A 20,674-nucleotide genomic window follows, 5' to 3' on the forward strand; every position below is an offset into this window, starting at 1 on the left:
TTTTATGGCAAGAGAAATCTGGGAACCATAGAGGTATCAACAGAGTGATCTAATCCATTTGTTGTTAGAGCAATTTATTTGATAAAAAAATATACTTTTAGTATAATGAATGTCATTTTAATGATTAGGAAGTGTTCCATGCCTGCGGTAAAAATCACTGGAATGGGGCAATATCTGCCTTTAAATAAAATTCTTTCAACCGAATTGGATGCAAAACTTGGACTTGAAACTGGACGTGTGGAAAAAAAATCAGGGCTTGTCTCTCGTCGTTTTGCCCAAGCACATGAAACCACTTCGTTTATGGCGGCACAAGCTGCGTTGGTTGCGGTTGAGCAGGCTGGAATAGCATTATCCAAACTTGATGCGATTATCAGTGCCTGCGGCGCAAGTGAGCAACTTCTTCCTTGTTCAGCTGCTCTGATACAAAAACAGCTTGGTCTTGAACAATCGGGAATTCCCTGTTTTGATGTCAATAGTACGTGTTTAAGTTTTCTTACAGCCTTAGATACTGCTTCTTATTTGATAGCTGGAGGACGGTTTAACCGCGTATTAATTGCTGCCAGTGATATTCCATCGGCTGGATTGAATTGGCAGGATATGGAGACTTGTACGATTTTTGGTGATGGAGCGGCGGCTTGTATCCTTGAGAAAAGTAATGGCTCAAGTCGAATTCTTGCAAGTCATATGAATACTTATAGCTCGGGTGTGGGTTTTTGCCAGGTGGAAGCTGGGGGAACACGAATTCCCCCCGCCTCAGACTACGATAAGAAGCATGGTTTGTTTTCTATGGACGGGAAAAAAGTGTTTAAATTAGCCACCCATATGGTGGTTGAGCTTCATGAACAGTTGTTGGCGCAAACTGGGATAACGCTTTCTGATATTGATTGGGTTGTCCCACATCAAGCCAGCATGCTTGCTATGCATCACTTAAGAAAACGACTTGATATTCCACAAGAAAAATTTGTGGACATTTACGCGACCCATGGCAATCAAATGGCAGCTTCCATGCCTTCTGCTTTTTATCACTTAGTGCAAACTAAAAAAATACAACGAGGACAGCTTGTTTATTTATTGGGTACCGGTGCCGGATTGTCTGCGGCGGGTATGATTTTGGAGTATTAACATGATGTGCGTCGTGACCGGTGCAACAGGTTGTCTAGGTTTAAATTTAACGCGCCGTTTGCTAAAGGAAGGGCATGAGGTTGTTGCTCTGGGACGAAACGAACAATTAGGTCATATTCTTACCCAAATGGGCGCTAAATTTAGAGCATTGGATTTAAGTGAACCAGTACGGTTGCAAGCCATCACCCAAGAAGCGAAAGTTATTTTTCATTGTGCAGCTTTATCCAGTCCTTGGGGAAAATACAAAGATTTTTACGCAGCGAATGTGGTAGGGACGCAGCATGTGATTGCAGCGACACCGCCAGGGGCACGCCTCGTACACGTTTCTACGCCAAGCATCTATTTTGATTTTAGTGAAAAACACAATATAAAAGAGGATGTGATTTTACCATTGAAACCAGCCAATCACTATGTAAAAACCAAGTTATTGGCAGAAGCTTTGGTGGATAAGGCTTATCAGGACAATAATCTTAATGTCATTACCATACGCCCACGAGCAATTTTTGGACCGTTTGACCGCGCTATTTTACCAAGGTTGTTAAGTGCTGAACGGAATGGTGTTTTACCTGTGATTGGAACGGGGAATAATGTGATTGATATCACCTGCGTTGAGAATGTTGTAGACAGTCTTATTTTGGCAGCCAATGCTGCTCCAGAATGTTGCGGCAATAAATACAATATTACCAATGATGAACCTCGTTCTTTGCAGAGCATTCTTTCTTCATTATTTACTGCATTGCATAAACCATTGAACATCAAATTGGTTCCTTATGCATTAGCAAAACCAATCGCCTTTGGCTTAGAAAATCTACATCGTTTATTCTTATTGAACTCTGAACCACGATTGACCAAATACACTGCTGCTGTGTTGGCATTGGGACAAACGTTGAATATTGAAGCTGCGAAAAAAGAGTTAGGTTATCGTCCTAAGGTAACGATCGATGAAGGTATTCGTCAATTTGTCCAATGGTATACGTCATGAGTATCCCTTATCAGTTATTTGAAGCAGGTTTTTGTAAACATTGCGAGCGAATGACATTAAAGTCTGGTCGCTTAGGGAGTTGCGAATATCCAGCACTTTGTGCGTTAATAAATCATCCGACAAAAGGTTATATTTTATTTGATACTGGCTATACAGAGCGGTTTTATCATTTAACTCAAAAATTACCTGCTTCTTTGTACCGACGTTTAACGCCTGTGACATTAAGAAAATCACTAAAAGAGCAATTAGCCGACGTTCATATTCAACCAGAAGCCATTCGTTATATTGTCATTTCTCATTTCCATGCTGATCATATTGGTGGGCTATGTGATTTTCCGCACGCTCAATTTATTTGTCATCAAGAGGCTGTTGATGCCGTTTGTCATAAAACAGGGTGGCGTGCCTTACTGAAAGGTTTTTTACCCGGGCTTTTACCAGATGATTTTTATGAACGGTTAATCATTCTAAATAATAAAGTTGGGCTTGATGCAACGCTTGCCCCGTTTTCCTTTGGTTTTGATGTGTTTGATGATGGGCATTTCATTGCTATTCCGCTACCAGGACATGCCCCGGGGCAAATTGGCTTATATTTTGATTCATTGGTTCCTACTTTTTTAATTGCAGATAGTTGTTGGCATCAGGAAACCTTTAAGGAATTGATTTATCCCAGTGAATTAACCTATCTGGTCCATGATGATAGGAAGGCTTATCGGCAAACGATTCAAAACTTACATGCGTTATATCAGCATCATCAGTCAATTGATATTATTCCTTCACATTGTGGACATGCGAGGAAGCGTGTGCAGGGTAATGCATGATGATAGCTCGAATTCTTTATTATTATTTTAAAACAACTTATTTGAAGAATCGCTTAAAAAACTCAGAAGTATTACGTCATTATCAAGACATTTGTTTAAAAAAATTGACCAATGATGCATTAAAATATTCGCCTTTTTATCAGCCCTATTTGGATAAGCCGTTTCATCAATGGCCGATCATTAATAAAAAAATTATGATGGAGCAGTTTGATGAAATTAATACAGTGAATATTAAAAAAGAGCAGGCCTTGGAGATTGCCTTAAAGGCTGAACGCACGCGCGATTTTTCACCGATGATCAAAAACATTGCTGTTGGTTTGTCTTCTGGCACCTCTGGAAATCGAGGGTTATTTTTAGCGAGTGGGAAGGAGCGTGACGCTTGGGCTGGTATCATGCTCGCCAAGGCAATGCCTAAAGGAATATGGACAAAAGAACGCATTGCGTTCTTTTTACGAGCAAATAATCGTTTATATGCCACGTTGAATAAAAGCAAAACCATTCAGTTTTATTTTTTTGATTTGCTTGCTGATTTTGAGGCGCATATCCAACGATTGAATCGGATTCAGCCAACCATTCTTTCAGCCCCTGCCAGTGTTTTACGGATGCTTGCTCGGCAAAAACAGCGATTAACCATCAAGCCCAAAAAAATATTTTCGGTTGCGGAAGTATTGGAACAAGAGGAAGAAGAGCAATTATCTCATTATTTTGATTGTAAAATCTCGCAAATTTATCAATGTACAGAGGGATTCCTTGCTATTAGTGATAAAAAAACAAATCATTTACGGATGAACGAAGAGTTTCTCATTATCGAAAAAGAATGGTTGGACGAGAAGCGATTTGTGCCGGTGGTTACTGATTTATTGCGTACAACGCAGCCAATCATTCGATATCGTCTAGATGATGTTTTGGTTGTAAAAGAATCTACTTCAGGTTTTACTGAACTGTCGGCGATTGAAGGTCGGTTAGGGGATGTTTGTTTTGCAAAAAGAAAAAATGAAGAGATTCCACTGTTTGCGGATGTGATTCGACAACAAATGGCAAGCAGTGGTGTTGATTTTGAAGATTATCGGATATGTCAGCACGATTTGAAACAATTCAGTATCCAGGTATATCCGGACGTAAGAGATAAAGAAGCACTCATTGAACACTTAAATCAGCTGTTTATCCACAAAAACTGTGAGATTCCTCAGTGGTCCTGGCAGGCGTTCAATCCTTACGAACCTGGGGTAAAACGACGCAGGATTGTGTCTTTGGTCAATAAGGCTAAATAATGTTGAGTAAACAACCTTTAAGCATGTTTCCCGTCCGTGGCATACCAGGTATCGCCTGACATGAGGTTATTCCACCATGCTGTTGTCGTTTCCTGATTCATTGCATCCCAGGGTTGCGAGGTAAGCACTAAGGCATTCCCCATTCGTTGAGCAAGCTTTTCCAAACGGTGACACTCTTGACTACGAATTCTATCCCAAGCTTTGCAGGCTTCATCCATAGAAGTGTAATCATTTAGTGCTTGACCAAGCGCAAGCGCTTCTTGTAATGCTTTTGTAGCGCCACTGCCAATATGCGGCCTTAATATGGTGTTGGCATCTCCTGCCAACAGGAGGTTTTGATGATAATTACTGGGAACTGATAAATCATAAATTGCTTGTAGAAAGGGTTCTTTTGTATTTAAGACAAGCTGAGCGATGGCTGAAGGCAAGCTTTGTTGTGCGAATTGATGAAATTCATCAAGGGTTTTCTGGCTCATGAGGCCAGGTGCCAGACTGCCTTGGTGAGTAATTCCATATTTATCTTTGAAGATCTGGTCAATGCCTAAATGGCGCCTATCTTGGTAGAGTAACCAATTTAACAAATAGCCATTCTGGTTCATTTTAGGGATATAATAAAAAACTGCATGTCCGCCAGGATAAAAATAAAAAGGGATCTGATGATGGAAAGGCAGGTCTGATTGTGCAACGAATTCATTTTCCACCGGCAGGACCCCACGCCAACCAACGTAGCCTGCATAGATTGGTTTTATATCAGGGTAAATAAATTGCCTTCCCAAAGAATGGTATCCATCGGCACAAATAACGACATCAAACGTTTGCGGTTCTTGTTGGTCAAAATGAAGGGTAATCCGTTGATTTTTATTTTGTACAATGTTTGTTACTAAAAATCCTATATGATAATCTTCATCGGGCACGCGCTTACGCAGTTGACTGAATAAAACGGCCCAATTTAAGCCGGTTGAATAGAGTGGTTGCTGCCAAAACAATTTTCCTGTCGGTTGGCCATTGTTCGTGTAAAACTGACGTGAATTAAGTGCGTAATAAGGAATATCCGCATCAAAATAGTCTTGTTCGATGCAGGTTTGCAGTAAATCGGGAGGTATGCCAATTCCTGCTCCTCGGTCATGTAAGGAAATTTCGCTACGCTCAAATAGTGTGACAGAATGGCCAAGTTTCCTCAGCGAAATGGCCGTAGCACAGCCGGCAATAGAGCCTCCAATGATGGCAATGTCCTTTTTTTTCATGCTCATTTGTTTCCTATACTATAGCGTTGATGAAGTGATAGCACCTGTTCTTTTAATTGTTGAATCGTGCCATCATTAACGAGTATATCGTCTGCTATCTCCAGATGTTTACTAATGTTTGCCTGTGTAGCCAAGATAGTCTTCGCTTCTTCCCGGCTACACTGGTCTCTTTCAGTGAGCCTTGTGATTTGTGTTTCTTTATCTGCTTTTATAAATAGAATGCGATCAAGGTAAGGATAATTTTTTTTATCAGGAAGCAAGGGAATTTCAATGATACAATAAGACGCTTGACAGCGATTGACTTCGCGAGTGATTTCCTGGCGTATCAAAGGGTGCAGCAGGTTTTCAAGCCATTGCCTTTCTTTGGGGTCATTGAAAATAAATGCTCGCAGCTGGCGACGATTTAATTCGCCGGACTTGTCTTTGATTAATTCCCCAAAATGTTTAACAATTTTAGCAAACGCTGGTTGTCCCTGTCCTGTTAGCTTTTTGGCAATGTTATCGGCACTGATGACATCCACTCCCAATTCTGCAAATAAAGCCGCTACCGTTGATTTGCCGCTGCCTATGTTGCCTGTCAAGCCTATGCAAAGCAAAATGATGCCTCCTATTGGGCGTTAAGATTTTTACAAGTGAGTAAATTTATATAGCAGCTGGCAGGTACGGTACTGCGTTGCTGGCAATAGGCTTTCGCACCTAGGGCTGCATCATCTCGGTGTCGATAAATGTCACTCATCCATGCTTTAGCCATACTATCTAGTGCAGTACACCGCCACATGGGACGTATGTTTCTTCCTTTAACAATCGCATCACAGGATTCTTTTGCTGTTTTACACGTCTTTGGTGCTCGGCTTTGTTTTTTACAAGCATCATAAGCCTTATTAATCGCAGTACGTTCATAAGGACTTTTTGCTATCCATTGATTATTTTCTTGATCATAAGCACTGCATTGCCAGTAGCTGTCATCACCTTTCAGGATAACGGCTTCTTGTGCCCATCCTGTTGAAAAAAGAAAGAAAAAAAATGATAAAAATATTATAAGATAAGACTTATTCATGCTGATCCCCTGTTTACAAATGAGCAGTTGCCCACTTTTCATGGATGGTATTCATACATTCTCTGTGATCAGTAAACAGCTTTGATTGAGTTTAATGTAATTTCTGCCAATTTCTCAATGGTTTCTTGGTTGGTTGTCAACGGAGGAAGCCAATACAGTGTATTTCCTAAAGGGCGTATTAATGCTCCAAGGCTTAGTGCTTCTTGGTAAATTTTAAAGCCGATTCGTTGATTGCCTCTTTCTTCCAGATCGCCCGCAACACAAGCGCCAAGTGAGCGAATGTTACTTATTTTACCTGTCTCTTTAGCGATGTCGGTAAAATACTGTTGCATCCATAGACCAAGGGTCTTAGCTTTTTGGTTGATATTTTCACGATGCATGACGTTGATGGTTGCCAGAGCGGCACTCACCGCTAATGGATTTCCGCTATAGGTGTGAGAATGCAAAAATGATTTACCACAGTCAAAATCATCATAAAAGAGTTGGTAGATGGCGTTATCAATCATAACGCAACTTAATGGTAAAGTGCCGGAAGTCAATCCTTTTGATAGACAAACCAGATCAGGATTGATTTTGGCATGATCACACGCCAGCCATTCTCCCGTTCTGCATAAGCCAGTCATGATTTCATCGGCAATCAGATAAACATCATTTTCTTTTGTCCATAAAGCGAGTTTACGTAAGAAATCTGCACTATAGCAGCGCATGCCGCCGGCTCCCTGAATCAGTGGTTCAACAATGAGGGCGCACGCTTTTTCTTTTATTGCTTCAAGTTCGATTAGGGTTTGTTCCCACATTGAATCGCAAGTTTGCCACATTGGATCATGTTCACCCGTTACATAAGGAATGTGTTGTAAAAAATGGCAGTTGAGGCCAAAGTGACTGTATGGTTTTTTATAAAGTCCTAAATCACTGATGCTTAAGGTTGCCAGGGTTTCACCGTGATAACTGTTTTTTAATGAGATAAATTGATCGCGTTCTGGACGTCCACGTAACTGATTGGCATGCAAGGTAAGCTTCATTGCAATTTCAACGGCACTTGAGCCGTCACTGGCAAAAAATACATGTTGGCGATGACTAAGTATTGCAAGCTCTTCTGCGAGTTTAACAATCTCTGGGTAAGTGGTATTTGCGCCAATGACATGCTCGAAACGAGTTAATTGGTTTTGGATGGCCATGGTTACTTCAGGAAAACCATGCCCTAAGGATTTACACCACCAGCTGGAGATGGCATCAATGATTGGACCGCGGTTGGTTTCAAGATAGCTACCTTGGGCATGATGCACCACTAAAGGTGCACATTGTTCAAAATCTTTCATTTGTGAACAAGGGTGCCAGATGTGTTTTAAGTCTCGTTGAATGAGATCAGCGTTAACCATAAAAATAAATTTGGTTGACAATACGTGGCGTCACTCTATCATGTTCAGTTTTCAGTCTCAATTAATGCGATTATAAGAAGTTAAAATACGGGAGCCAATATGACCGAACGCACGCAATCCTGGAGCCTTGAGGACGTGGCTCAAATTTATGAACAGCCATTCAATGATTTATTGCATAAAGCGCATACCATTCATCGCCAGCATCATCAAGCGAATGCGCTACAATTAGCGACGTTATTAAGTATAAAAACAGGCGCTTGTCCGGAAGACTGTGGTTATTGTTCCCAAAGCGGTCACCATACAACGCACGTTGAAAAAGAAAAATTGATGTCAGTCGAACAAGTTCTGGCATCAGCGCGTGAAGCAAAAGCAGGAGGAGCCAAACGTTTTTGTATGGGAGCGGCCTGGCGTTGTCCGCCAACCAAGGTGATGCCGGAGTTACAAGCCATGATTGCGGGTGTTAAAAACCTTGGTATGGAAACTTGTATGACGCTCGGCATGCTTTCTGAAGAACAAGCGCAAGCATTAAAAGAAGCAGGTTTGGATTATTACAATCATAATATCGATACGTCGCCAAGTTATTACGATAAGGTTGTTACCACTCGTAAATTTAGCGACCGATTGCAGACGTTGGAACATGTCCGAAAAGCTGGAATCCATGTTTGTTGTGGTGGGATTTTAGGACTTGGGGAAACCCGCAGCGATCGCATCGAATTTCTGTTTACGCTGGCAAATCTGGAAGAGCCACCAGAAAGCGTTCCTATCAATCGTTTGATTCCTGTTCAGGGAACGCCGCTGGCATATGCTGAGCCAGTAGATAATATAGAGCTTGTACGTACCGTCGCAACAGCACGAATATTAATGCCTGAAAGTGCTATTCGTTTGACGGCAGGGCGCACGGAAATGAGCGATGAATTGCAAGCATTGTGTTTTTATGCTGGTGCTAACTCAGTGTTTATTGGCGATAAATTATTAACGGAAGAAAATCCACAACGAGAGAAGGATAAATTATTGTTTGACAAGTTGGGCATACAGGCTGCAATGACTGAAGCGGCTTTAATCTAAAAGGTCTTGAGGCTCAATGGGCGCTTGCAAAAATCCTCCCTACCCCTTTACAAAAGGGGGGAACCTTAGGATATGAATTGAAACCATTAAGCTTCTCCTTAATGCCTCCCTTTTCATAAAAGAGGCTACTAGGGGGATTTATAAAGCCATTATTTTTCCTTGAGGAACTTGATTTCTTCAATTTTGGCAGTGATTCTTGCCTTTAACAAACGATCGTTTGTTGATAATTTTTGAGCTAATTTTAATTGATTTATGGCACTGTGATGACGACCTTGCAATAATTCACACTGTGCTTGTGTAAAATAAGCATAATCTTTGCGGTGAGCCTTGGCTTGCGCTTGAGCAAGCAATTGACAAAGCGGTAAATCTTGCTTAAACATTCGACTGCCTTTAAGCAAGAGATTGGCTGCCTTTTCTGCTTGGCCAGCATTCATTAATCCTTGAGCATAGCTTATCAGGCTTGCGTAGTTGTCGGGATAATTTGCTTGCAGTTCACCCAGCCTCGTTAAAGCACGCACATTCTGATGACGGCCAAGTTCAGCTTGGGCCATTGCAATTTCAAAAAATAAATTATCATGTTCATATTGGAGCAAAGGATTTAATTGGTTTTCCGCTTTTTCATAGTTATTTATATTAAGCAGGGCTAAAGCATAACCATATTGACAGGCTTTGATATTGTTGTTTTTCTGACAGTGTTGTTGGTAGTAATCAAGCAGTTGCTTATTGTCGGTTGCAACGGATGTTCTGACTAATTCTTTAAATAAATGATAATCAAAGCTATCGATATAATGCTTTTGCGGCAAAGACAGGCTGCGATTTTCTGCCTCGGCAATTCGGTCTTCATCCAATGGATGAGTACGTAAAATAGCAGGGATATTGGCGGTGTAATAATAGCGTGAACTTTGCTGCATTTTTTTAAAAAATGCAGCCATGCCACGCGGGTCAAGTCCTGATTTTATAAGCATATCAATGCCAATTCTATCGGCTTCTTTTTCATTGGCACGGGTGAAGTTAATATTATCTTGGGCAATTCCAGTAAGCGAGGCCATAAGTGCTCCACTCCCTAGAACAGGATTAACAACGCCAAGCGCTGCTGCTGCCAGAATGGAAGCAAGCGCTGGGATACGCATTTGTTTTTGATGTTGAATCATGCGATACAAGTGATGCAGGCGTACATGCGCCATTTCATGAGCCATGACAGCGGCAAGTTCACTTTCGTTTTCTGTGGCAAGAATAAGCTGTGAATTGATACCAATATAACCGCCTGGTCCAGCAAATGCATTGATTTCATTGGATTTAACAATAAAAAAATAAGGGATAGGTAATTGAGAGTTGCGCGCCAGCGTTTTTCCAAGGTGATTAATATACTGGTTAGCCAAAGGATGGCGTAATACGCTATCGGATTGATTGATTTGTTGGATAAATTCTTTTTCGAGCTCTTCTAATTCTGTTGTTGAATAGGGGGAGTAGGCTGCCCATAAGGTATGGTAAAGTAATAGGCTTAGAAAAAAAGTAAAGTATCGCTTCATCTTGAAATAAAAAGAACCGCCTTGTTTTAGTGATAAGGCCATTTTAGGACAATGAACAAAAATAGAAAACGGTAGGATTATTGTTTTTAAGATGATTGTAAATTGCTGAATACGCTTCGACAAGGCCATAGTCTACTCAAAAATTGAATAATTTGTTATCATGCACGCTCATTTCAAGGGTTTTTGAACATGCACAAACAGTTTCTGCTTGCCGCTCTCGAACAGGCACGTCTTGGACGTGGGTTTTGTGCCCCCAATCCAAGTGTAGGAGCCATTGCAGTACAAAATGGGAAAATTATAGCACAAGCATATCATCTTGGTGCAGGAACGCCACATGCTGAACAATTGCTATTAAACCAACTTCCCGCAAACCTCCTTGATATAACAGTATACGTAACGTTGGAGCCATGCAATCATTGGGGCAGAACACCGCCGTGTGTCGATGCCATTATTAAATACGGGGTTAAGCGGGTTGTCTATGGATACTCGGATCCTAATCCGATTGTTGCGGCGAATAACACGCCTGAACGATTGCGGGGGGAAAAAATTGAGGTTATTCATTACCCTCTGGTTGAAATTGATGAGTTCTATTTAAGTTATCGTCATTGGATATTAACTGGGTTGCCGTGGGTGACTGCAAAAATTGCTCAAACGCTAGATGGTAAAATTGCTGGCAAAGATGGTAAAAGAACTTTTTTATCCAATTCACTTTGTGCTGAATTTACTCATAAAAAGCGTTTACAAAGTGATGTGATTTTAACGACTGCTCGAACAATTAATCAGGATGATCCTTTATTAAACGTACGTTTACCTGATATGGAAACCAGTAAAACAATTGCGATCATTGACGGCAAAGGTTTATTGAATCCACACGCCAAAATGTTTGCTACAGCGAAACAATGTTATATCTATCATGCTGACCATTATAAAATTCATGACGGTTGTCCCCAGAGTTTTTATCATGCTGTGCCGGCTCAAAATGGTGAGGTTGATTTGAATGCCGTTATCAAGCATTTAGGAAAAGTAGGATATCATGATGTCTGGGTTGAAGCTGGTGGACGTTTATTCAGTGCATTGCATCGATTGGGCCTTGTGCAACAAAGCTATATTTACATTGTTCCTGGCTTGCTGGGCGAAGATGCTACTACGGGTTATCCCTGTGGGGATATTTTCAGGCGGGCCAGGACCGTCACATGGCATCCTATGGGGGATAATATGATAGCATCGCTTGTATGGCAGGCTGAGGAGGATTTATGTTTACCGGCTTGATTGAACAGCAGGGTGCTGTGATTGCTAACATCAATGGCGACGGTGGTCAGCGGTTATTAATTGACTCGCAATTTAATAATCTGCAAGACGGTGAAAGTATTGCTGTAAATGGCGTCTGTTTGACACTATTGTCTGCTGCTGAACAATATCTTGCGTTTGATGTTTCACCAGAAACACTTGCCCGAACGGCGTTAGGGGAGCTTCGTGCTGGAGATTTAGTTAATCTTGAGCGTGCTTTAGTGGCTACTGGACGTTTCGGAGGGCATTATGTGAGTGGTCATGTCGATGGGATGATCCGTTTGCAAACCATCACTCAAGTTGGTGAATATGTTGAGATCGTTGTTGGGGAATTTGAGTCTGAGCACCTGAAGTTTTTATTGCCTAAGGGCAGTATTACACTGGATGGTGTCAGTTTGACGATTAATGCCGTTAAAAATCAATGCTTGAGTATATTATTGGTTCCACATACTCTTGCGAATACAACGTTAGCAAAACGTTATGTTGGTGATCGTTTGAATGTGGAGTTTGATTATTTAACTCGCATTGTGGCGCATCAATTAAATTTATTGACACAATCTTCTGTTATGAGATGAGGTTTAAACTATGACAAATCCTTTTACCACAATTAGCCATGCGATCACTGAACTTCGAAATGGTCGGATGGTGATTTTGGTGGATGATGAAGATCGTGAGAATGAGGGCGATCTTGTGATTGCTGCTGATTATGCCTCTGATCAGGCCATTAACTTTATGTCTCGATTTGGCCGCGGCTTGATTTGCTTGCCAATGGCCGATGTATTGGTTGATAAATTGAAGCTGCCAATGATGGCCCATAATAATCGTTCTCCGTTTGGCACCGCTTTCACAATATCAATCGAAGCTGCTCATGGTGTGTCTACGGGAATTTCCGCAAAAGATCGCGCCCGAACGGTTCAGGTAGCGATTGATCCAAACAGTGGTCCTGCGGATATCATTTCACCTGGACATATTTTCCCTTTGCGCGCTCGTCCACGCGGAGTTCTTGAGCGTGCAGGGCAGACCGAGGGCAGTGTTGATTTGATGAAGCTGGCAGGTCTTACGCCTGCTGCCGTTATCTGTGAAATCATTAATGAAGATGGAACCATGAGTCGCAGGGATGAACTGGCGATGTTTTCTCAGGAGCATGGTATCCCGATGATTACGATTAAGGATTTGATTCAATACCGTATTCGTCATGAGCAGTTGGTTCAAGCCGTTGCAACCAGCCGGATTCCATTACAAAAGCATGGTGATTTTACCATGACTGTCTTTGAAAACTGGCTTGATAATGCGGAACATTTTGCTTTGATCAAAGCGCCGCTGTTTAATAATCAAGTCCCTTTGGTACGTATTCACTCGGAGTGTATCACCGGGGATGTATTTGGCTCTTGTAAATGCGATTGCGGCTCACAATTACAACAAGCACTGGCATTAATTGCCACAGAAGGCGGCGTTTTGATTTATCTGCGACAAGAAGGCAGGGGAATAGGTCTTGCAAATAAGTTAAAGGCTTATGCATTGCAAGAAGAAGGTTTTGATACCGTGGAAGCGAATCTACAGCTTGGTTTACCTGTTGATAATCGTAATTATGCGATTGCATTTCAAATCCTGAAACATCTTGGTATTGATGTCTTAAGATTATTGACTAATAATCCGGCAAAAGTAGAAGCAATTTCCTATTATGGCATTAAAGTGAGTGAGCGTATTTCGCTTGATATTGAACCAACCAATGAAAATCGCACTTATTTAAAAACAAAAAAAGAAAAACTTGGTCATTTTTTAGCAGTTGAATAGTCTTGCAGGAGAGAGAAGTAAGGATGAGACATATTAAAGGTATTGTAAACGAGCGAGGTCAATCTTTTCCCATTGCTATTGTGGTTAGTAATTTTAATCAGGATATTACTCACAAACTCATGCAAGGTGCGATAAAGCGACTTTTGGAGTGTGGTTTTAACCAAGAAGATATTACTGTCGTGGAAGTCCCTGGTGCGATTGAAATTCCTATGGTGGCCCAGCGTTTGGCAAAACAGGCGCATTGTGACGTTATTATCGCATTAGGAGCAGTCATTCGTGGGGAAACAACTCATTATGACTATGTTTGTCAACAGGTCAGTGATGGCTGCCAACAAGTTGCTTTGACCTATGACATACCCATTATATTTGGTGTGTTGACCACTGAAAACGAAGCCCAAGCCTGGGATCGACTTGGTGGGCAACATGGTCATAAAGGCATTGATGCTGCCAACTCAGCCCTTTTGATGTATTCTGCATTACGGCAGTTAAGTGAGTAAAATAGGGCGACTTTTGCCTAACTGCCCTTTTTTAAAAGGCGGTTAGGCGGGAGGATTTCTATCTCCTTTTTAAAGGATAGGATTTAATTATCGTCAGATAGACGGAGAAGGATTGTCTTCGTTCTCTTCGTGTTTAGCGGACGTTACCGACGTTGTGGGTGAGGCAAGGAAGAATCTGTCTCTTGAGAAACGAACACTTTCAGCAGCACCAGCAGCTTCTCCGTCTTTTGTAAAAGAGGCTCGAATGCTTGTAATTTTAGCCTCTAATAAGTTCTGCATCTCTGGGGGTAGCGTCTGTGTAAGCTGGCTAAGAATAAGCTCTAATTGAGAAGAAACAAGGTCCGGGCTGTTTGGGTCATCATGTTTTCTTATCATGAACTCTAGGCAAGGTGGTTTTTGATCGCTTTGGTCAATTAAAGCCTGCATCATGAGTTGAGGGTTAGAATTGAATAGGCGAGACACAAGTACCATAAGAGAAGACATGTCCTGGTGATGTTCTAAGCCTGCAACCAGTGTTTCAACTAACATTTGAACGCCATTCTTGCCAGTGTACGTAGAATCTCCACTATTAATGCTCGCACATAATGCTTCATTGATTTCTTCAGAATCCAGTTTACTGAAGCATTCCTCCAATAAGTCAACCATTATTTTAGTTGTTTCTTCGTTTCTGTCTACATAGGCGGCTGAAACAAGACTTCTTAGGATGAGATGTAAGGGAAGTAAACCTTGTTGTGGCCCTTTATCTATTGTGGTCAGCAGCGCATTTGTTAATAAATCGGAAGCTACGAGGCCAATCATTTGCTTAATGACATCGCAGATAATTTTAGTCGTTTCAGGATTGTCCTTTGCAGAATATCTAAGCGTGTTTGCCAATAAATAAAGGCCATGTTTGTTAACAAAAGGTCCTTTGTTAATGGGTTGAACCAGAGCATTGCTGATTTCTGTAGGATATTTTGTCATGCATGATAAGAGCAATGTTGCAATATGTTTGGTTGATGGCTGGTTAAAAGAGGTTTGTGCTGTCTGCAGCAAACTGAGTAGCATTAAAATAAGTGGACTTTTTCCTTGTTCTCTCCCCGTTTCAACCGGTTGGACAAGTGCGTCGGCGAATGTCGATGTAGCATGCCGTAGTACATAAGATAGAATATAATTGATGGCTATAATATTCGAAGAATTTCTTGCATCAAAGGTTGAAGAATAAAGCTCATTCATCCATACAAATAAAATGGTTTGGCCGTTGAACTTGCCGGCTTCAAATTTTTTCCCCAGCAGAAAAAGTAACGTATCCACATCTTTTTTAGCCAATTCAAACATTACGCTGGATATATTTCTTACGAGAGCATCGTCTTTTGTTTTTACGGAAGAATGAAATGCATAAGTTAACCATTCGATTACATAGCTTTCCTTGATGTCCTCAATGGTAGCAGATTCAAGAAAAGCCCTTGATTGTGAAATGATGTCATCAATCATCTCTTTAGAAAGATGCGAAGAGGTCGTTTCACTGATTGGTGTTGTGAGGCTTGGCTTGCTGTCTACTTCCCCTCCTTTGATGAGTGGTATAACGCTTGGAGAACTATTCCGGCTTGTTTTTGACATTTCTGATAATTCTCCTTAAAAAACTTTAAAACAGCATACCATTAAATTGCTTAAAAAAAAATCATTTATAAATTCTTGCAATGATTGTTAAGGGGGAGATGGGCTTTCATCATCACCGGGTGTTGCCGAAGCAACGCCATCTGTTACTTCTCTTTCTGCTTCGGCTGGAGGAAATAGGGTGTGTCGTGAATGGCCTGGAGACGTATCCCTAGCCGGTGGACTTCTTCGGTCTTCATGCTCGATGTGTTCACGGCCGTCACCCCTTAATCGCTCATCTAATGCTCGCTCACCGGATCGTTCAGCCAGTTCCGCTGCTTTGCGGGCTGCTTCTTCCACTTCAAGCCTTGCTCTTTCTACGGCTTCCCTGGCTTTTACTGCCCATGCAGGTATTGTTGGAATAGCGCCAATTGAGTCATCTTTTTCTGCAACCACTTCGATGGTGGGTAATTCAGAGCCTTCAACTTGCCTGGTCATTGCGCGTTCGGAACCCAGACCACGGCTTCCACCTATCGCGCGATACTCAAGAAGTGCACGAAATTCTTCTTCCATACGCTGGATTTGAGCTGCTAGTGCTTCTCTTTCTGTATCGCCTCCGTGTGCAATAAGGTCTTCAATTCTTTTTCTTGCGCTTTCAAAGTCTATGCTTAATTCATCGACGCTAATGCGGCAGGGTTCCTGTTGCAAGCCAAACATGCTAAATTCCAGCACATCAGCCGTATTTAATCTCTGAGAAGGTTGTGACATGTATTCTTCTTCTGGGGATAATTCGCCGTCTTCTTTATGGGTCCATCGTTCATAAAATGCAGCAAAGCGTTCACATAACGCATCAATTTCACCAGGTTCAAAAAACGCATCATGCACTTCATGCGTTTTAAATGCTTGGAGGTGTTCTGTTAAGTCTTTGGGTGTTACAGGCTGATTGTCGCGGATACGGTAATGGTTATGATTATGGCCTGCTTCTATTTCAAGATGATGCATGGTTTTGACATGAAAGGCATTACTGCCACGATAATATAAGTCACAACCCCGCTCAACTTTAGTGTGGCATTCGGCGGCTGCTCCATATAATCGGTCTCTAAAATCCTGGGGATATTGGTCCTTGCCATCAGGAACCCAAAAATACCAGGTAATGCTATGGCCCTTGACTTGCAAGGCAATCCTTACATCGATTCGTTCACGTTCATCCCGTGTCTCATAAACGCACATATCCGTTAGGCGAAAGGTTTTACCGAGCTCTTGAAACTCTCTAAGTCTTTTACTGTATTCGGCTGTATCATTTGCATCAATCAGGCGTTGTAACTCCGCAGCTTCTGGCGAGTGCTCTGCATCGTAGGACGTTACTTTTGGTAAGTTATGTGTTTTTTTTAAGAAAACAAAAAATGGGGCAGGCATCACTATTCTCCCAATCACCATGTATATTATAAATTTAGACCATATTGCCTTTATGTAAAGCACGAAGATCATTTTTTAGAAAATATAGAGGTGATTTAGAGAGAGCATCTTGTTAGTTAATGCGAAAATATAAAAGGGAGTGAAGGTATTTTTAGCAAAATCTTTTTATCTGTACTATATTAATCAACATGATTCATTTTTAATTCTATGATTGCAACATCATGGAAAAATAGAGGAAATGACCATGCCTAGTCCAATAGATACACTTTCCCGCGATAAAAAACTCATAGCCGAGCAAATCATTGGCGGTATGCGCGCACTGATACCTTATGTGCAAAATTATAAGGAACAAGTGCATGAATTTAAAGAAGGGCTTGCTTCTGCAGATTCTTCTGATGCGTTTATTACCATCGTTCGACGAATTATAGCCATGGAAAAAGAACTGTTTGATTTAAAGCTGCGAGTGATGGAGGGTATGGATGAAGAAATTGCAGGGGCTTTAAGCCAGCATGTTGTTGAAGATAGAGATTTAATGGCGGTCATGGAATTGTTTCAAGATAATGGCGAGCTTACCCGCAGTATTCGAGAAGCCAAACAACGGTTAAGCCGAAGCGATTTATTCAGTGATTTATCAACGGCACAACAAGATGTTTTAAACAAATTTATTCATGATGTTTTAGAGCTTGAAAAAGTCGTAGGTTTGTTAAAACCTGTTAAAGAACGTTATCAACAACGGCTGCAAGAAGCCACATCACATGATGAAGTGGATGAAATAGAACGAGAAATAACCGCTAATGGAGAAGCGCTTGCCGCTTTATATAGAAAAACAGTTTCCTATCCTGAAGATGAAGAGACCGCTGGGGTTTTAATTAAATACCTTGAAGCGAATCGTGAATTACTACTTATTATAAGGGATTTGGATGGTGGTTTTTCTGAATCATTGGATGATGATGTATTAGCCGCAAGGGCTACTATAGCCAGTGCTGCTTCGCCAAGAATGTAAGGATTATCCTTTGTTGACCATTATAAGCTCAATCTGATCTTTGGTTGCTCATCAAGCGTAATGCTATCAACGCCAAGTTTTTCAGCGAGCGCTCTTTTGGTATGGGCCATACAACCATTTCCTGTTAAATAGGCACTGTCTGCCATCGCGTGTCTATAGATCACTTCAATATCAGGTAAAACGGCTTCGATGGCTCTTTGCTTGTGGGTTAATGCGTCTTCAGATTCTCCTCCTATCAGACCAATGCGGTAGTGCCTGTTTTTTGATAGGCCTAATTCTTGCAGAGCATCTTTTAAACTGACAGAACCTTTACCGTTAGCAAGATTTGAATCACTGTGGATGAAATAACAATTCTCTTCATCTACGATTAAAACAGCAATGCATCCTACCAGATCAGAAGTATATAAGATATCTTCTGAGCCATGTTCGATGGATTTGCCATGTCCATTTCCCTGCTCGACAAAATACCCAATTACAGTGATGTCTTTAGGCATAATATTTATCTATTTTATGGGCTATTTGATTAATTATAGATCTATTATTTGGGTTCATAAAAAATACCCATTGTGTGTTTTATTGACAAGAATTAAAATGTCTGACTTCTAATGATTGAGTTTCAGCCAAACACCATGGAAAAAGAATCTTTTCAAGATGCCTATTTAAAAAATAAAAGCTCTAATAAACTTGCACAAAATATCAGTCAACTGATCTTTATGGGACGCTGGTTGCAGGCGCCTTTATACCTTGGTTTGATGTTTATCTTGACTGCTTATGTGTACCGTTTTGTTATGGAGTTATTTCACTTGATGGTTCATATTAATTCAGCGGATAATACGCAAATCATGCTGGGTGTGCTGGATCTTATTGATGTCGTCATGATCGCCAATTTACTGATCATGGTGATTATGGGTGGGTATGAAACCTTTGTATCACGTCTGAATCTTGATACACATCCTGACCAGCCTGAGTGGCTGGATCATCTGGATGCTGGTGCTATGAAAATTAAGCTTGCCCTTTCTTTAATCGGTATATCTTCCATTCATTTGCTGCGAACCTTTATTGATCCGGTTAAACAAGGCAACGATGCTGTATTGTGGCAAGTGGTTATTCATTTGACCTTACTTGTCTCAGCGCTTGCTATTGCTTATACCAACTGGTTATTATGTAAAACCAAATAGTAATTCATGGTCTCCCTGTATAAAAAGGGAGGCATTAATGTAATTTAGGCAGTGGATCCCTTTTTAAAAAATGGACTATCTATGGAAAGTTGGCTATCCTATGACCGTTCGTTGACTATAATGACGAAAACCATGGATCGTAAAATACAGCAGGGTGAGTGGTAGTAACAATAAATAAAATGCTTTTTGTCCACCAAATGCATTAAATAAGTTGCCAGTAAGAAGACTTCCTGTTGTGCCTCCCAAGGCGGAAAAAATGACGATTAGACCGGTCATCGCAGCGTGTTGGGATTTAGGAAGAGTAGATAACATCACCGAACTGATAGCAGGGTAAATGGGAGCCATAAAAAAGCCAACTAATGGTAATAAAAATGTGGCTAATGGTGCCGTTTGCCAAGTGATTGGTGATGGTATGCTTATGTCTTGGGTCGCTGGTAAGATAACTATCATTAAAACGGCCATGGCAAGCACACAACCTGTGAGCAAGTGATACCAGGGCATTTTTCTCAATAAAATTCCCGCAAGGAGACGTCCCAAGGCCAAAGAGGCTGCGAAAATACTAGCCGCTTGGACGCTCATTGTTCGAGGAAACTGTAATATTTCATGATTGAAAGTTGGCAGCCAAGTACTAATGCTCTGTTCTATGAGTACATAAATAAATGTTGATAGAATAAAGACAAGAACAAGCGAATGAGCAATGAGGTTAAGCATGCGTTTAAAATCGTATAAAAACGTGTTGAAGTTAGGCATTTTTACGTTTGGCATGGCCGTTGAATGCAGTAAGAACAAATTGATTACACATAACCCGCCTAGCAACCAATAAACAGTTAACCATTCGTTATTACCACTTCCTGAATCGTGAATAAATAGACTAAAAAGCCAATTACCCAATAATACGCCAACCATAAAAAACCCTTCTACGGTATTCAGTAAAGAAGCATGTTGTTGTTGATTGCGGGTGATGATGCCGATGCTGGCATAGATTGAAACTTTTACTAAAGCGAAACTTACACCTAAGATGAGAAAATGAATTTGAGTGGTTAGAAACGTTGGAATAAACGGCATGGCAAAACAGGCGAAGGCTACTAAAAATAAGCTCATTTGTAATGCTGATTTATATCCCAGACGTGGTAAAAAAGAGGCAAATAAAAAGGATATGATTGCAATGGGTAAATCTTTGAATCCTTCCAAAGTACTGGCGTGTTGTTTGCTTACGCCATAATGATGAATGACTTGTAAAATAACAGCACCAACGCTGTTTAACAAAATAGCAAAGATGATGTAGGTAAGAATTAAAGCCAGAATCATTGGCCATTGTTTCATAATTCTTCCTCCCTGCTGCGTTTGGCCATCTCTTACAGAACTTACGAAAAATCCCAATCTCTGCGTTAAAAAGACATTTTGATTCGGTCATTTAGTTTGTCTAAACTCCCTCATCAAAATGTCTTTTTGCCTTGACC

The 20,674-nt window shown here is 41.0% G+C and carries 20 protein-coding genes; 11 read left to right on the top strand and 9 right to left on the bottom strand.

Features of this window, described 5'->3' with window-relative positions; translation table 11 throughout:
• Window positions 1-138 precede the first annotated feature (138 nt).
• Genes E1O52_RS05895 through E1O52_RS05910 form a run of 4 tightly spaced genes read left to right on the top strand, consistent with a single transcriptional unit; the run spans window position 139 to window position 4,193 of the window.
• The gene (locus E1O52_RS05895; RefSeq protein WP_133127785.1) at window positions 139-1,122 is read left to right on the top strand and encodes a beta-ketoacyl-ACP synthase III; all 984 of its coding nucleotides are present in this window, start codon (window positions 139-141) and stop codon (window positions 1,120-1,122) included.
• Window position 1,123: 1 nt separating this feature from the next.
• A complete protein-coding gene (locus tag E1O52_RS05900) occupies window positions 1,124-2,104 on the top strand; it encodes an NAD-dependent epimerase/dehydratase family protein (RefSeq protein ID WP_133127786.1) in 981 nt (326 codons plus the stop codon).
• On the top strand, window positions 2,089-2,922 hold the full coding sequence (locus tag E1O52_RS05905) for an MBL fold metallo-hydrolase (protein ID WP_133127787.1): 834 nt from the start codon (window positions 2,089-2,091) through the stop codon (window positions 2,920-2,922). Before E1O52_RS05900 ends, E1O52_RS05905 begins: the two co-directional genes overlap by 16 nt.
• On the top strand, window positions 2,919-4,193 hold the full coding sequence (locus E1O52_RS05910) for a F390 synthetase-related protein (protein ID WP_242602176.1): 1,275 nt from the start codon (window positions 2,919-2,921) through the stop codon (window positions 4,191-4,193). Before E1O52_RS05905 ends, E1O52_RS05910 begins: the two co-directional genes overlap by 4 nt.
• Before the next feature lie 17 nt (window positions 4,194-4,210).
• Here E1O52_RS05910 and E1O52_RS05915 read toward each other — a convergent pair whose 3' ends face one another.
• The 4 genes from E1O52_RS05915 to bioA all read right to left on the bottom strand — a co-directional run bounded on the left by E1O52_RS05915 (window position 4,211) and on the right by bioA (window position 7,873).
• Window positions 4,211-5,443, bottom strand: a complete 1,233-nt coding sequence (locus E1O52_RS05915; RefSeq protein WP_133127788.1) for an FAD-dependent oxidoreductase — start codon at window positions 5,441-5,443, stop codon at window positions 4,211-4,213.
• Window positions 5,440-6,033, bottom strand: coding sequence for a dephospho-CoA kinase (gene coaE, locus E1O52_RS05920; RefSeq protein WP_242602177.1), 594 nt, complete (start codon window positions 6,031-6,033; stop codon window positions 5,440-5,442). Before coaE ends, E1O52_RS05915 begins: the two co-directional genes overlap by 4 nt.
• 11 nt (window positions 6,034-6,044) lie before the next feature.
• On the bottom strand, window positions 6,045-6,494 hold the full coding sequence (locus E1O52_RS05925; RefSeq protein WP_133127790.1) for a hypothetical protein: 450 nt from the start codon (window positions 6,492-6,494) through the stop codon (window positions 6,045-6,047).
• A 68-nt stretch (window positions 6,495-6,562) separates the two neighbouring features.
• Entirely contained in the window at window positions 6,563-7,873 is a 1,311-nt protein-coding gene (gene bioA / locus E1O52_RS05930; protein WP_133127895.1) for an adenosylmethionine--8-amino-7-oxononanoate transaminase, read from the bottom strand.
• 99 nt (window positions 7,874-7,972) lie between these two features.
• Here bioA and bioB point away from each other — a divergent pair, with 99 nt between their 5' ends.
• A complete protein-coding gene (bioB, locus tag E1O52_RS05935) occupies window positions 7,973-8,938 on the top strand; it encodes a biotin synthase BioB (protein WP_133127791.1) in 966 nt (321 codons plus the stop codon).
• Between the two features lie 149 nt (window positions 8,939-9,087).
• On the opposite strand, the gene E1O52_RS05940 is transcribed toward bioB, so the two are convergent.
• Window positions 9,088-10,596, bottom strand: a complete 1,509-nt coding sequence (locus E1O52_RS05940; protein ID WP_423202715.1) for a M48 family metalloprotease — start codon at window positions 10,594-10,596, stop codon at window positions 9,088-9,090.
• A gap of 60 nt (window positions 10,597-10,656) precedes the next feature.
• On the opposite strand from E1O52_RS05940, the gene ribD reads away from it, so the two are divergent.
• The 4 genes from ribD to ribH are packed head-to-tail and all read left to right on the top strand — an operon-like array spanning window position 10,657 to window position 14,045.
• Window positions 10,657-11,736 carry a bifunctional diaminohydroxyphosphoribosylaminopyrimidine deaminase/5-amino-6-(5-phosphoribosylamino)uracil reductase RibD gene (gene ribD, locus E1O52_RS05945; protein ID WP_133127792.1) on the top strand — a complete coding sequence of 360 codons (1,080 nt, stop codon included), beginning with the start codon at window positions 10,657-10,659 and terminating at the stop codon, window positions 11,734-11,736.
• A complete protein-coding gene (locus E1O52_RS05950) occupies window positions 11,721-12,329 on the top strand; it encodes a riboflavin synthase (RefSeq protein ID WP_133127793.1) in 609 nt (202 codons plus the stop codon). Before ribD ends, E1O52_RS05950 begins: the two co-directional genes overlap by 16 nt.
• 10 nt (window positions 12,330-12,339) lie before the next feature.
• Window positions 12,340-13,548, top strand: a complete 1,209-nt coding sequence (gene ribB, locus E1O52_RS05955; RefSeq protein ID WP_133127794.1) for a 3,4-dihydroxy-2-butanone-4-phosphate synthase — start codon at window positions 12,340-12,342, stop codon at window positions 13,546-13,548.
• Window positions 13,549-13,571: 23 nt separating this feature from the next.
• On the top strand, window positions 13,572-14,045 hold the full coding sequence (gene ribH / locus E1O52_RS05960) for a 6,7-dimethyl-8-ribityllumazine synthase (RefSeq protein WP_133127795.1): 474 nt from the start codon (window positions 13,572-13,574) through the stop codon (window positions 14,043-14,045).
• Window positions 14,046-14,138: 93 nt separating this feature from the next.
• Here ribH and E1O52_RS05965 read toward each other — a convergent pair whose 3' ends face one another.
• The gene (locus tag E1O52_RS05965) at window positions 14,139-15,641 is read right to left on the bottom strand and encodes a hypothetical protein (RefSeq protein WP_133127796.1); all 1,503 of its coding nucleotides are present in this window, start codon (window positions 15,639-15,641) and stop codon (window positions 14,139-14,141) included.
• 87 nt (window positions 15,642-15,728) lie between these two features.
• Entirely contained in the window at window positions 15,729-17,033 is a 1,305-nt protein-coding gene (locus E1O52_RS05970; protein ID WP_133127797.1) for a hypothetical protein, read from the bottom strand.
• A gap of 244 nt (window positions 17,034-17,277) precedes the next feature.
• Between E1O52_RS05970 and E1O52_RS05975 the strand changes: the two genes are divergently transcribed.
• The gene (locus E1O52_RS05975) at window positions 17,278-18,036 is read left to right on the top strand and encodes a hypothetical protein (RefSeq protein ID WP_133127798.1); all 759 of its coding nucleotides are present in this window, start codon (window positions 17,278-17,280) and stop codon (window positions 18,034-18,036) included.
• Between the two features lie 20 nt (window positions 18,037-18,056).
• Here E1O52_RS05975 and E1O52_RS05980 read toward each other — a convergent pair whose 3' ends face one another.
• The gene (locus E1O52_RS05980; RefSeq protein WP_133127799.1) at window positions 18,057-18,530 is read right to left on the bottom strand and encodes a hypothetical protein; all 474 of its coding nucleotides are present in this window, start codon (window positions 18,528-18,530) and stop codon (window positions 18,057-18,059) included.
• Between the two features lie 135 nt (window positions 18,531-18,665).
• On the opposite strand from E1O52_RS05980, the gene E1O52_RS05985 reads away from it, so the two are divergent.
• Window positions 18,666-19,214, top strand: a complete 549-nt coding sequence (locus E1O52_RS05985; RefSeq protein ID WP_133127897.1) for a TIGR00645 family protein — start codon at window positions 18,666-18,668, stop codon at window positions 19,212-19,214.
• 93 nt (window positions 19,215-19,307) lie between these two features.
• Here the strand turns inward: E1O52_RS05985 and E1O52_RS05990 are convergent, their stop codons facing one another.
• Window positions 19,308-20,537, bottom strand: a complete 1,230-nt coding sequence (locus E1O52_RS05990) for an MFS transporter (RefSeq protein ID WP_133127800.1) — start codon at window positions 20,535-20,537, stop codon at window positions 19,308-19,310.
• Window positions 20,538-20,674 lie beyond the last annotated feature (137 nt).

It is taken from the genome of Legionella nagasakiensis, from assembly GCF_900639915.1.
Taxonomy (GTDB): Bacteria; Pseudomonadota; Gammaproteobacteria; order Legionellales; family Legionellaceae; genus Legionella_A; species Legionella_A nagasakiensis.

What these genes read in the sequence shown, in the direction of transcription:
- E1O52_RS05895 (WP_133127785.1), top strand. Translation starts at nt 139, where the DNA reads ATGCCTGCGGTAAAAATCACTGGAATGGGGCAATATCTGCCTTTAAAT.
- E1O52_RS05900 (WP_133127786.1), top strand. Translation starts at nt 1,124, where the DNA reads ATGATGTGCGTCGTGACCGGTGCAACAGGTTGTCTAGGTTTAAATTTA.
- E1O52_RS05905 (WP_133127787.1), top strand. Translation starts at nt 2,089, where the DNA reads ATGGTATACGTCATGAGTATCCCTTATCAGTTATTTGAAGCAGGTTTT.
- E1O52_RS05910 (WP_242602176.1), top strand. Translation starts at nt 2,919, where the DNA reads ATGATGATAGCTCGAATTCTTTATTATTATTTTAAAACAACTTATTTG.
- E1O52_RS05915 (WP_133127788.1), bottom strand. Translation starts at nt 5,443, where the DNA reads ATGAGCATGAAAAAAAAGGACATTGCCATCATTGGAGGCTCTATTGCC.
- E1O52_RS05925 (WP_133127790.1), bottom strand. Translation starts at nt 6,494, where the DNA reads ATGAATAAGTCTTATCTTATAATATTTTTATCATTTTTTTTCTTTCTT.
- bioA (WP_133127895.1), bottom strand. Translation starts at nt 7,873, where the DNA reads ATGGTTAACGCTGATCTCATTCAACGAGACTTAAAACACATCTGGCAC.
- bioB (WP_133127791.1), top strand. Translation starts at nt 7,973, where the DNA reads ATGACCGAACGCACGCAATCCTGGAGCCTTGAGGACGTGGCTCAAATT.
- E1O52_RS05940 (WP_423202715.1), bottom strand. Translation starts at nt 10,596, where the DNA reads ATGGCCTTGTCGAAGCGTATTCAGCAATTTACAATCATCTTAAAAACA.
- ribD (WP_133127792.1), top strand. Translation starts at nt 10,657, where the DNA reads ATGCACAAACAGTTTCTGCTTGCCGCTCTCGAACAGGCACGTCTTGGA.
- E1O52_RS05950 (WP_133127793.1), top strand. Translation starts at nt 11,721, where the DNA reads ATGTTTACCGGCTTGATTGAACAGCAGGGTGCTGTGATTGCTAACATC.
- ribB (WP_133127794.1), top strand. Translation starts at nt 12,340, where the DNA reads ATGACAAATCCTTTTACCACAATTAGCCATGCGATCACTGAACTTCGA.
- ribH (WP_133127795.1), top strand. Translation starts at nt 13,572, where the DNA reads ATGAGACATATTAAAGGTATTGTAAACGAGCGAGGTCAATCTTTTCCC.
- E1O52_RS05965 (WP_133127796.1), bottom strand. Translation starts at nt 15,641, where the DNA reads ATGTCAAAAACAAGCCGGAATAGTTCTCCAAGCGTTATACCACTCATC.
- E1O52_RS05970 (WP_133127797.1), bottom strand. Translation starts at nt 17,033, where the DNA reads ATGCCTGCCCCATTTTTTGTTTTCTTAAAAAAAACACATAACTTACCA.
- E1O52_RS05975 (WP_133127798.1), top strand. Translation starts at nt 17,278, where the DNA reads ATGCCTAGTCCAATAGATACACTTTCCCGCGATAAAAAACTCATAGCC.
- E1O52_RS05980 (WP_133127799.1), bottom strand. Translation starts at nt 18,530, where the DNA reads ATGCCTAAAGACATCACTGTAATTGGGTATTTTGTCGAGCAGGGAAAT.
- E1O52_RS05985 (WP_133127897.1), top strand. Translation starts at nt 18,666, where the DNA reads ATGGAAAAAGAATCTTTTCAAGATGCCTATTTAAAAAATAAAAGCTCT.
- E1O52_RS05990 (WP_133127800.1), bottom strand. Translation starts at nt 20,537, where the DNA reads ATGAAACAATGGCCAATGATTCTGGCTTTAATTCTTACCTACATCATC.